This is a genomic window from Catenulispora sp. GAS73 (assembly GCF_041262085.1).
Lineage (GTDB): Bacteria > Actinomycetota > Actinomycetes > Streptomycetales > Catenulisporaceae > Catenulispora.
Window position 1 is genome coordinate 179,876 of sequence record NZ_JBGCCM010000013.1, and the last position, 10,471, is coordinate 190,346.

At 68.7% G+C, this 10,471-nt stretch carries 10 protein-coding genes, 1 tRNA gene and 1 riboswitch; of the genes, 6 read left to right on the plus strand and 5 right to left on the minus strand.

The genetic code is table 11. The annotated features are described in order from the left end of the window. Positions 1-18 precede the first annotated feature (18 nt). From ABH935_RS21245 to ABH935_RS21255, 3 genes are read right to left on the minus strand one after another with little or no spacing between them, the layout of a single operon-like run. Positions 19-1,407, minus strand: a complete 1,389-nt coding sequence (locus ABH935_RS21245) for an NAD(P)(+) transhydrogenase (Re/Si-specific) subunit beta (RefSeq protein ID WP_370379652.1) — start codon at positions 1,405-1,407, stop codon at positions 19-21. After that, positions 1,404-1,811 (minus strand): NAD(P) transhydrogenase subunit alpha, encoded by a 408-nt coding sequence (locus ABH935_RS21250; RefSeq protein WP_370379653.1) that lies wholly within the window; start codon positions 1,809-1,811, stop codon positions 1,404-1,406. Before ABH935_RS21250 ends, ABH935_RS21245 begins: the two co-directional genes overlap by 4 nt. Further along, positions 1,808-2,926, minus strand: coding sequence for an NAD(P) transhydrogenase subunit alpha (locus ABH935_RS21255; RefSeq protein WP_370379654.1), 1,119 nt, complete (start codon positions 2,924-2,926; stop codon positions 1,808-1,810). Before ABH935_RS21255 ends, ABH935_RS21250 begins: the two co-directional genes overlap by 4 nt. A gap of 224 nt (positions 2,927-3,150) precedes the next feature. Here ABH935_RS21255 and ABH935_RS21260 point away from each other — a divergent pair, with 224 nt between their 5' ends. From ABH935_RS21260 to ABH935_RS21280, 5 genes are all read left to right on the plus strand, one after another. Then, positions 3,151-3,315: a hypothetical protein gene (locus tag ABH935_RS21260; protein WP_015797108.1), complete on the plus strand. Its 165-nt coding sequence runs from the start codon at positions 3,151-3,153 to the stop codon at positions 3,313-3,315. A 59-nt stretch (positions 3,316-3,374) separates the two neighbouring features. After that, a complete protein-coding gene (locus ABH935_RS21265; protein ID WP_370379655.1) occupies positions 3,375-4,130 on the plus strand; it encodes a PH domain-containing protein in 756 nt (251 codons plus the stop codon). A gap of 213 nt (positions 4,131-4,343) precedes the next feature. After that, positions 4,344-4,544: riboswitch (cyclic di-AMP (ydaO/yuaA leader) on the plus strand. A gap of 17 nt (positions 4,545-4,561) precedes the next feature. Then, a complete protein-coding gene (locus ABH935_RS21270) occupies positions 4,562-5,701 on the plus strand; it encodes an NlpC/P60 family protein (protein WP_370379656.1) in 1,140 nt (379 codons plus the stop codon). Between the two features lie 426 nt (positions 5,702-6,127). Next, positions 6,128-6,253 (plus strand): DLW-39 family protein, encoded by a 126-nt coding sequence (locus ABH935_RS21275; RefSeq protein ID WP_015797105.1) that lies wholly within the window; start codon positions 6,128-6,130, stop codon positions 6,251-6,253. 80 nt (positions 6,254-6,333) lie between these two features. Next, positions 6,334-6,406: transfer RNA gene (locus tag ABH935_RS21280), tRNA-Ala, on the plus strand. 106 nt (positions 6,407-6,512) lie between these two features. On the opposite strand, the gene ABH935_RS21285 is transcribed toward ABH935_RS21280, so the two are convergent. Further along, complete coding sequence (locus tag ABH935_RS21285) at positions 6,513-6,977, minus strand: UPF0158 family protein (protein WP_370379657.1); 465 nt, start codon at positions 6,975-6,977, stop codon at positions 6,513-6,515. 115 nt (positions 6,978-7,092) lie between these two features. Here ABH935_RS21285 and ABH935_RS21290 point away from each other — a divergent pair, with 115 nt between their 5' ends. Continuing rightward, on the plus strand, positions 7,093-9,024 hold the full coding sequence (locus tag ABH935_RS21290) for a helicase-associated domain-containing protein (RefSeq protein WP_370379658.1): 1,932 nt from the start codon (positions 7,093-7,095) through the stop codon (positions 9,022-9,024). 112 nt (positions 9,025-9,136) lie between these two features. Here ABH935_RS21290 and ABH935_RS21295 read toward each other — a convergent pair whose 3' ends face one another. Then, complete coding sequence (locus tag ABH935_RS21295) at positions 9,137-10,468, minus strand: TIGR02679 family protein (protein WP_370379659.1); 1,332 nt, start codon at positions 10,466-10,468, stop codon at positions 9,137-9,139. Positions 10,469-10,471: the final 3 nt, after the last annotated feature.

The window sequence follows — 10,471 nt, forward strand, 5'->3', positions numbered from 1 at the left end:
CCTCTGCCCGCGCAGGCCTCACTGCGCCTTGAGCGCCGCCAACACCTTCGCCATGCTCTCCTTCGCGTCCCCGAAGAGGAGCGAAGTGTTCTGCGCGTACAGCAACTCGTTCTCGACCCCCGCGAACCCCGGACGCATCGACCGCTTGCAGAACACCACCTGCTGTGCGAGGTCCACGTCCAGAATCGGCATCCCCGAGATCGGCGAGCCGGTCGGCTGCCGGGCCGCCGGGTTCACCACGTCGTTCGCGCCGATCACCACGGCCACGTCCGCCGAGGCCAGCTCCGAGTTCGCCGCGTCCAGCTCCAACAGCGACTCGTAAGGCACGTTCGCCTCCGCCAGCAGCACGTTCATATGCCCCGGCATCCGCCCCGCGACCGGGTGGATCCCGTACGACACCTGCACCCCGCGCGAAGTCAGCAGGTCCGCGACCTCGCGCACGGTGTGCTGGGCCTGCGCCACCGCGAGCCCGTAGCCCGGCACGATGACCACCTTGCGCGCGTACCCCAGCAGGATCGCGACGTCCTCCGGCGAAGACGTCCGCACCGGCCGCGCCGCGCCGTCACCACTGGCCCCGGCACCGCCGGCGGTAGCGGTGAACGCCCCGAACAGCGTGCCGGTCAGCGGACGTCCCATCGCGGCGGCCATCATCCGGGTCAGCAGCGTCCCGGACGCCCCGACCAGCGTGCCCGCGATCACCAGCAGCGTGTTGCTGAGCACGTAACCGCTCGCGGCGACCGTGAGACCGGTGAAGGCGTTCAGCAGCGAGATGACGATCGGCACGTCCGCGCCGCCCACCGGCAGCACGAACAGTACGCCGAAGGCCAGCGCCAGCAGCCCCAACAGCACCATCAGCGCCGTGCTCGGCCACGGCACGAGGAACACCGCGAACAGCACGCTCGCCGCCGCGACCCCGATGGTCAGCCAGCGTCCCGCCGGCAGTACCACCGGCCGCGTCGTCATCAGCTCCTGCAGCTTGGCGAACGTGATCAGCGATCCGGAGAACGAGACCCCGCCGACCAGGATGGTGAACGCGGTCGCCGCCAGATCCGCGGTGGCCGCGTGCTCGATCCCCTTGCCGGGCCGCAGGAACTCCACGGAGGCCACCAGCGCCGCCGCCCCGCCGCCGACCCCGTTGAACAGCGCGACCAGCTGCGGCATCGCGGTCATCCGCACCTGCCGGGCGGTCGGCAGGCCGATCGCGGTGCCGACCACGATCGCGCCGATGATCAGACCCAAGTGCTTCAGATGCGGCGTGGTCAGGGCGACGATCACGGCCAGCGCGGCACCGCAGGACCCGAGAAGCGTCCCCAGACGCGCGGTGCGCGGCGCCGACAGGCCCTTGAGGGTGAGGATGAAGCAGATCCCTGCGATCAAGTACGCGGTGTCTCTCCAGGCGCTGCTCACTTGCCGCCCTCCCCGGAGGAAGCGGAGGAAGAGGAAGCAGAGGGAGAGGCCGGCGAGGTCGAGGGGGCACCCGCCGCGCCAGCAGCACCGCCAGCCCCGCCCCCGCCCCCGGGATCACCGGGAGCCCGCCGCGGTTTCGCGAACATCCCCAGCATCCGGTCCGTCACCGCGAACCCGCCGACCATGTTCACCGTCGCCATCACGATCGCCAGCAGCCCGATCACCAGCTGCAGGTTGTCGGTCGTCGACCCGGTGGCGATGATCGCGCCGACCAGGATTACGCCGTGCACCGCGTTGGCGCCGGACATCAGCGGGGTGTGCAGGATCGAGGAGACCTTGGAGATGACCTCGAAGCCGAGGAAGACGGCCAGCACGAAGACCGTCAACCACGCGGTGGAACTCATCTGAACTCACCCTTCAGCAGCACGCAGCAGGCGGCGGCGATCTCGTCGGCGGCGATGTCCTCGGGAGTTGATAAAAGCACTCCGTCCTGGCAGATGGCCAGGATGAAAGCGGACATGTTCGCGCCGTAGAGCCGCGAGGCGTGCGCGGCGAGCTGACTGGGGACGTTGCGGCCGCCGTGGACCAGCACGCCCTGGTGCCGGACGTCCTCGCCGGGGCGCGAGACCTCGCAGTTGCCGCCGTTCGGGTTGTCCGCGGCCAGGTCGACGATCACCGAGCCGGGGCGCATCTTCTCCACCATCTCGGTGGTGACCAGCAGCGGGGCCGGACGGCCGGGGACCGCGGCGGTCGTGATCACGACGTCGGCGGCGGCCACGAACGGAGTCAGGGCCTTGCGTTGCCGGTCGGCCGCGTCGGCGGCCTGCTCGCTGGCGTAGCCGCCGCTGCCCGAGGTCTGACTTTCGACGTCCAATGTGATCGACTTGGCGCCCAGCGAGCGGATCTCCTCGGCCGCGGCGGCGCGCACGTCGTACGCCTCCACCACCGCGCCGAGCCGTTTGGCCGTCGCGATCGCCTGCAAACCGGCCACGCCGGCGCCGAGGACCACGACCTTCGCCGGCGGCACGGTTCCGGCGGCGGTCATCAACAGTGGGAAGAAGCGGGGGAGTCGTTCGGCGGCGATCAGGGCGGCGCGGTAGCCGGCCACCATCGCCTGGGAGGACAGGGCGTCCATGGACTGTGCGCGGGTGATGCGGGGCAGCAGTTCCAGGGCGAAGAAGCTGGCGTGCCGGCCCACCAGGACGCCGGCCGGGCCGCGGCCGTCCTTGGGGGAGGACAGGCCGATCACCGCGGTGCCGGGCTTGAGTTTGGCGGCGGTCTGCTGATCGAGTTGTCCGACGGCGGTTAAGAGATCGATGTTCGCCAAGACTTCTTCCGGGCTCTTCGCGATGATCGCGCCCGCCGCGCGGTACGCGTCGTCGTCTTCGGCGGACGCTTCGCCCGCGCCGGATTGGACGTACACACTGTGGCCGGCCGCGATCAGGCGCCCCGCGGACTCGGGAGTGAGCGCCACCCGGCGCTCGAACGGGGCGTTTTCGGTCAAGACACCGATCTGCATGCGATCAACCTAGCCGGGGAATGGTCCGTATGTGTGCCCCCTGACACAGAAGTCCACTGAGTCGTTATCGTCAGCCTTGCCGCTGGACGAGATCAAAACCCTTTGCCCCGGCTAGGCTTTGACACAGTGGGGAAGCTGTTAGGTAGGAGTGAACCGGGAACGCCTCGCATGATGCTGACTCCGGTCGCGCGGCACCTCGACCGTCCAGATGAAGGGGATCTGACGTGAAACTCAAGCCGGCCGTGCAGTGGGGCATTGTGCTCTTCTTGATCTACTTTGTGGTCCAGAACCCGTCTGGCGCGGGCAACCTGGTCCAGGGAGCGTTGAACTGGGTGGCCAGCGTCGGCAAGACGCTCGGCGACACGTTCCACAACCTGGTCGCAAGCTGATCGACGCGAGACGGTAACCCGACGTGTCCGACTCATCGCCACCGCTCTATGGCCGGAAGTTGCTCAGGCCCGAGCTCGAAGACCGCGCCAAACGGTTCCTCGTGCCGGGTGAGCGTCTGGTCATAGCGGTACGACATCATCTGGCCGCGATCATCATTCCGGTGCTGATCGCGGTCGCGGCGGCGGTCGCCGCCATGGGTATCGACATCTTCTCCACTCCGGACGCGGACAAACTGCGGCTCGGGGCGTGGGTGGTGGCCGGTATCGCGTTCCTCTACACGGCTTGGAACGTCGCGGTGTGGAACCAGGACCTGCTGATCGTGACCAACAAGCGGATCCTGCACACCCACGGCGTGATCACCCGGTCCTTCGACGCGCTGCCGTTGGGCAAGGTCAACGACATGCGGGTGGAGCAGGACCTACTGGGCCGGATCCTCGGCTACGGCAGGTTCAACGCCAAGGCCGTGGGTGATGCCCCGCTGGGCAGACGCGGTCTGGACTACATATCGCATGTCGAGCAGACCTGGCTGGAAATCAGCAACCTGTTGTACGGCCCGGGCGCCAAGTCCGGTCCGAAGGATCCACAGGAGGTCCGCCTGGTCGGGGTCGTCCTGCCGGACATGAACGGCGAACCGGTCGAGATCGTCATGCCTCCGGCGTCCGTGAAGAGTCCTGCCGATGACGACAAGGCACACCCTGTGAACGCCGCCATGCTCCCGGTGCGGGTATTCCGTGACGACAAGGGCGAGCGGGCGTTTGAGACGGACGTCACAACGTCGAGCAACAAACGTCGCAGGATACGCTTTTTCCGCTAACCGGACATCTGGCTCTCAGGCCCAGGTCGCGCCCGAAAACGGCACGCCTGGGCCTTTGATTTCGTTTACAGCCGGTGCTCGTCCCCGCCCGAAGGGTGGCCGGTATCTAAGCGTTCGCTGAACGAATCATGGACTTGTCGCTTGTTAGGCAGGCTGCCGGTGACTAACGTCCACAGGGCTTCGCCGCTCCCAACGGGCCAGCAGGTTCCGGGCGTCGAGGCACCGCCGAGTCCGCGCACGTTGCGGAGCCGGGGAACCAGGTTCGTCGGCGCGACCCGAGCGGCAACGCGGGGGTGGCGCCAGTGGGGTGAATCGGTCGGCGTGCACTCGCCGTCGTGTGTGCGCGTGCGACCGTAGGGCTACTTCTTCAGTCCGAATCCGTCAGCTAACCCGGTAGGCGGACAAGGAGGAGATGGAGCCCAGAAGCTCGCATGACTGTCAATGCCCGACATCGTCGTCCGCGTGCCCCTAAATACACCAAGCTCGCGATCGGCGCGGCCGCGGCCGGGACCATGGTCCTGGTGCCCAGCGTCGCCAACGCCGACCCGCAGCCCACCATCGCCCAGGTGAACGACCAGCTGAACAAGCTCTACCAGCAGGCCGCCCACGCCGACGAGGCGTACAACACCGCGCAGGACGCGGAAGCCAAGCTCCAGCAGCAGGTCGACGGCATCAACCGTGAGATCACCGCCGAGCAGGCGACCATGACGCAGACCAAGTCTCGCCTCGGCAGCCTGGCCGCCGCGCAGTACCGCAGCGGCGGCATAGACCCCACCCTGCAGCTGCTGATGCAGTCGGACCCCTCCACGATGCTCAACATGTCAGCGACCGTGGGCCGGGTCCAGGCCGACAACGCCGGCACGCTGGGCCTGCTGGCGCAGCAGAAGGCGGACCTGGCGGCCAAGGCCAGGGAGGCGGCGGCCAAGATGGCGCTGCTGGACCAGCAGACCAAGTCCGCCGAGGCGACCAAGAAGGAATTCGACGGCGACGTGGCCAAGGCCCAGGCGCTGCTGAACTCGCTCCAGGCGCAGCAGCGGGCCGCGCTGAAGGCCGAGCAGGACCGGCAGCAGGCCGCGGCCCTGGCGGCGGCTCAGGCGGCGGCGCAGCACTCGACCACGACGACGTCGTCTTCGGGCTCAGGCTCGGGGTCGGGTTCCGGCTCGGGCTCGGGCACCACCAACGGCGGCGGCACCAAGGTGACGATCCCGACGGTGTCCGGCCGCGCGGCAGCGGCGGTGGCGTTCGCCCAGGCACAGCTCGGCAAGCCGTACATCTTCGGCGCGACGGGCCCGGGCGGCTACGACTGCTCGGGGCTGACGCAGGCGGCGTGGAAGGCGGCCGGGGTGGCGATCCCGCGGACCGCCACGGCGCAGATGCAGGGGCTGCCGGCGATTCCGGGGTCCTCGGCGCAGCCCGGTGACCTGGTGTTCTTCTATGGGAACAGCAGCTATGTGGACCACGTCGGGATGTACATCGGGAACGGCATGCTGATCCACTCGCCGCACCCGGGTGCTTCGGTCGAGGTTGTCGCGGTGAGCTCGATGCCGCTGGTTTCTTACGCGCGGCCGTAGGGCTTCCCTTTTTGGTTGGTGAATTTCGGCCGGCTGCCGGTCGGTGCGGCGATAGCCGGCCGGCCGGTCGCCACCAGGCCGCCGTTCGGCTCGTCCCGGGCTGTGTGGGCCCGGGACGTCAGCGGTGCCCGGTCGGCCCCGGCCGGTGTCGCGTACTCCTCCCCAACGCGACTCCGGCCGGAGCCCGCCGGGTCCCCGCACGACGCCATTCGGGCGCCTCCCGGGCGCCCTCCGGACATCAACGCGCCACGCCGTGCCAGGCGGCCGCCCCCGAGCCGCCAGACCCTGGACAGGGCGCGTAGACATCCGTACCCGGGACGAGTGGAACAGCTCCGCATTTTTGCGTAGTACCGCTCACAGCTCCTATTGGGCCCCGCTGCTGTTAAGCTCAGGGGCACAGACGTTTACCAGAAGGGAGGTGGCCACGTGAAGAAACTGCTTCTGCTCGTAGTGGCTGCCATCGGCGGTCTGCTGGTCTACCGGCAGGTCCAGTCCGACAAGTCGGAGCAGGACCTCTGGACCGAGGCGACCGACCCGGTTCCTTCGGCCTGAGAACCGCTCATCCGGCTTCCTCGGCAGCTAGAGCCGGGGCACGGTCCGTCTCCCGGGTTCGGGAGGCGGACCGCTCTGACGGGGCCATGGCGCAATTGGTAGCGCACCTGCTTTGCAAGCAGGGGGTTAGGGGTTCGAGTCCCCTTGGCTCCACAGGTAGTACAAACCAACCCGTTTCGGAGATACCCGAAACGGGTTGGTTCCGCATTGGCGCCGAGTCACAAGGTTCCCGTTGGACGTCACAGCGCTCACTGCCGGGTCACGCCGATTGGGTCCAGCGCGTGTGGGTGCTGACGTAGCCCTGGTCGGCGAGCCAGGCGGCGGCGCGTTGGTGCTTTCGCGCGTTTGCAAAGGCGAAGTACGGTTCCAGGGTGCCGGTGCGGTCTGCGAGGACGTCTTTGAACCGACGGAAGGGGCCGCGGCCGGTGACGGCTACGGTAAGTAGGTCGGCCAGGTGATCGTCGGTGAGGGTGGCGATGTAATCCACCATGTCCTGGTAGGCCTCGTGGGAGCCGAGGCGGTCGACACCCAGCTGGTTCTCGACCGTCTCGTACAGGTCGATGCCCTCGTCGTCGCGCATGTACTCGATGACGCACTCGGGGAAGACTTCGCCGGTCTCCAGGTCGAGGATTCCGCCGCCGGTCATGGGATCGCCTTCGAGCGCGTCGGCAAGATCTTCCAGGTCCACGGGGACCGGTTTCAGGCTATCTTCGCCGCTCTCCATGCTCGTGAGTGTAGGTCTCGTCGGCGCGTGGCAGGCCGGGACCAAAGTCGGTCGGCCTTGTCGGGAAGACCTCAACGGGACCGTGGAGGTGTCGCAGGGCTGGGAGGATGGGATCGTGCATGACCTCTTCAGTTCTCTGGCACACCATGTCGCATCGCTTCCGCAGGATGGGGTCGATGCGCTGATGGGCGCCCGGCCCGATGTCGCCGAGGTGCTGTTCGGCGATGTACCCGACGGGCAGGAGGCGCAGACCGATGTCGGATCGATCACTGAGGCACTGGTGGATCCCGATGGGGTCGCCGAGGCGGTGCTGCGGCTTTCCCGACCCGCGGTCCAGGTGCTCATGGCATTGGTCGACGCAGCTGAGGGGGACTACGGCGGGCCTCGTGACTGGTTCGGCGGGCCGGGGTTCGCCGACCTGGCGCGTAGGGGAGCCGGCCGGATCGGAGCCGCGGAGGTCGTTCGCGTGTTGTCGATGGCCGGCGGTGCGGTCGAGGTGGAGCCGCACTCGGTGCGGGCCGCGCTGTGTGAGTCGCTGACGGCGGCTGCCAGACCTGCCGCGATGGAGGAGTTTGACCGGATTCTCGTTGGCTTGACGTATTCCTGCCTGGTATGGCCGGAACCCGGGGGCCGGTCCTTCCGGATCCACGACGCCGTGATGGATGTCCTGCCCGTACCGGCACCGGAGTGGGAGGGTTTCGACCTGGTGCAGCCGCTGCCGGAGGTGGCGCGTCGCCTCCCGATCGCGGACGTCGCCGGCGAGGCGCAGGCCGCGGCGACCGCGGCCCTGGAGAGCGTCGAGCGGCTGCTCAGGCAGGTCGCAACCGATGCGGTGCCGTTACTCAAGGCTGGCGGGGTCGGCGCTCGCGAGGTCAAGCGGCTCGTGCGGGCCAGTGGACTGACCGAGGAGGCGATCAGGTTCTGGCTGTACATCGCGGACAGCGCCGGCCTCGTGGCATGCCAGGACGGCAAGCTGTGGGCGACGCCGGAATACGACCAGTGGATCTCAGCCGAGCCGAGTCAGCGCTACGCGGTGTTACTCGGGGCGTGGCTGGTCCTGCCGACGTCGGTGCTCGGCCCGTTCGCCTTGACTGATGCGGCGGGGAAGCCGCCTGCGGTGTTCTCCGGCTCTGCGTTCGACGGCGTCGGGCACTACGTTCGGGCGGTCGTCCTGGAACTGATGGCCACTCGTGGCAGCGGTGCGGTCGTGGAGGTCGGATCCTTGGCCGATGCGTTGGTGTGGCGCATGCCTCTGGTCATGGAACCGGAGGACGAAGGTATTGCCTGCGGCTGCGGCGAGTGCAACAGTCAGCCAGCTGGCGATGGCTTGTCGGGAAAGGAAGCGGCCACGGCTGCCGTGGCCACCGTGTTCGCCGAAGGTGGCCTTCTCGGCGCTGTGGTGTTCGGCGCGCTCGCGCCGGTCGCTCGGGCACTTCTCACCGGATCGCAGGATGATGTCTCGGCCATGGTGGCTGACTTCGCTGCGGCGTTGACCGCGACGGTGCCGGAGTCTGTTGGACATGTCCGATTGCAGGGCGACATGACTGTGGTGGCCGCCGGGTTGCCGTCAGCCAGGCTGACAGCGTTCTTCGACGCTGCCGCCGAGCGCGAAGCCGCCGGCGCCGCGACGGTCTGGCGGATCACCGACAGCTCGGTTCGCAGATGGCTGGACTCAGGTCGCTCTGCCGAGGAATTGCGCTCGGGTCTGGCGGAATTCTGTGCGGATGAGCCGTCTCAGGCTCTGAGCTACCTCATCGAGGACGCCGCCCGCCGCCATGGCCTGGTGGACGTGATCGCGGCTCAGGCCGTGATCGTGACCGCCGACGAGAAACTCGGCGACGAACTGGCGATGGTCCCTGTTCTGCTCCGCCTCGGCGTGCGCCGCATCGCTGGCACCGTGCTGGTCCTGGACGCGCCCCAGCAGGAGGTACTCAGCGTGCTGCGATTCGCCGGATATCTGCCGTCTGCTCACAAAGCGGATGGTGCGGTGACCGTGACCGTGGTCGCCCCGCCGAGAGCTTCGCCCGAGGCTTTGCCGCGGTTCTGATCCGGGCTATGGCAATCGTCGTGACGCGCTCTTGGCACTGAGGGGCATCACGGGCGGTTCATCGCCTGAAGATATCCACGGATCCGCTGTTCGTGGCCGAGGTTGTGAGCACTCACAGACTGGGGCACGCGAGGTCAGCCAGCAGGCTCTCGATAACGTGTTCTTCTTCGATGCGGAGTGCGTGAGTTGCAATGTGGTGTCGCAGCTCTGGATCCCACGGCGTGTCGCGGGGCTCGGCCGGTTGGAGGGGGGCGCCGAGTCCTCGGGCCACGGCGTCGAGATAGGCCGCGTGGTCGTAACGCCATGGGGTGGCGGGGGTCCCGGCGCGTTCGGCCAGGGCGAAGACGCCGGCGGCGATGCGGGTGCCTCCCCAGTCGAAATCGCCGTGGTAGCGGAATGCGGCGCCGCGCGCGATGAGCCAGCGGAGGGTGCGGATCGCGGCCACCGATGGGCTCCCTTCCAGGCAGATCAGTGGTGGGCAGGTGGGGCCCAGTTCGGTGGCTGCCGCTGATACCACGGCGGGGTTTTCGCAGACGCTGATGGTGATTCCGGACAGGTCACGGTTGATCGCGGGCGCGGTGGATGTCGTTCCCGACAGGGATTCGAGGTGGCGCAGGGTGAGTACGAGCGGTTCGCCGGCCGTGATGCCGAGAGCGAGGACGCTGGACAGGAAGCACTCATCGTGCGGGGGCGGGATGTTGAAGACCAGGGCGCGGGAGGACAAGTCGTCCGTGGCGACGCCTGCGGTGGCCCAGGCGTGGCGGCGGCCTTCGGCGTCGGCCGTGTCGGCGGCCGCCATGCCGGCGAGTGATCGGACCGCGCTCATCACCAGTGCTGTGAGCGGGCGGCCGTCGTCCAGGGCGTGGGCGTCGCCGACGGCGCGGGCGGCCAGGACCGGCCGGACGATGCCGGGGTGCGGCAGCATGGCCAGGACGCGTGCCGTTTGGCGGGCGAGATCGGCGCCGTCGGCCGGGTCTGACGCCTGCCGCTTGAGCAGGCCGGTGGTGCGGACCCGGTGCAGCCATGCGGTGAGGTCGGGGTGCTGGGCCGCCACCAGGTGGTCGAGCGGTTCGTGGGCGGATGCCCACGCGGCCTGCGCGGCGGACACGGCTTCGTGGCGGACGGTGATCGGGCCGCGGAGTGCCCCGACCGCGGCGGCCAGGCCGGCGGGGCAGATGCCTGAATCCTTCAGGACGGCGTCGACGTCTGACAATCTGACCGACAAGGATCTACCACGGCTGGGAGGTCTTCCCAGCAGCCGCTCGACGGCGCGGCGTTGCTCCGGCGTGGGGTCGGCCAACGTCGCGGTTCCCCCGGTCGCCGGGGACCCGCCGGCGATCCGTTCCGTGACGCGGTCCACCAGCCATTCCAGGTCTGGCGCGCCGAGCAGCCGGTGCAGGCGTGCGGTGTCGACGGCTGCCGAGTGCCCGTGGTCCTCAGCCATGTG

Bases quoted from the DNA above. Each gene is read 5' to 3' on its own strand.
- ABH935_RS21255 (WP_370379654.1), bottom strand. From the start codon at position 2,926: ATGCAGATCGGTGTCTTGACCGAAAACGCCCCGTTCGAGCGCCGGGTG.
- ABH935_RS21250 (WP_370379653.1), bottom strand. From the start codon at position 1,811: ATGAGTTCCACCGCGTGGTTGACGGTCTTCGTGCTGGCCGTCTTCCTC.
- ABH935_RS21295 (WP_370379659.1), bottom strand. From the start codon at position 10,468: ATGGCTGAGGACCACGGGCACTCGGCAGCCGTCGACACCGCACGCCTG.
- ABH935_RS21270 (WP_370379656.1), top strand. From the start codon at position 4,562: ATGACTGTCAATGCCCGACATCGTCGTCCGCGTGCCCCTAAATACACC.
- ABH935_RS21285 (WP_370379657.1), bottom strand. From the start codon at position 6,977: ATGGAGAGCGGCGAAGATAGCCTGAAACCGGTCCCCGTGGACCTGGAA.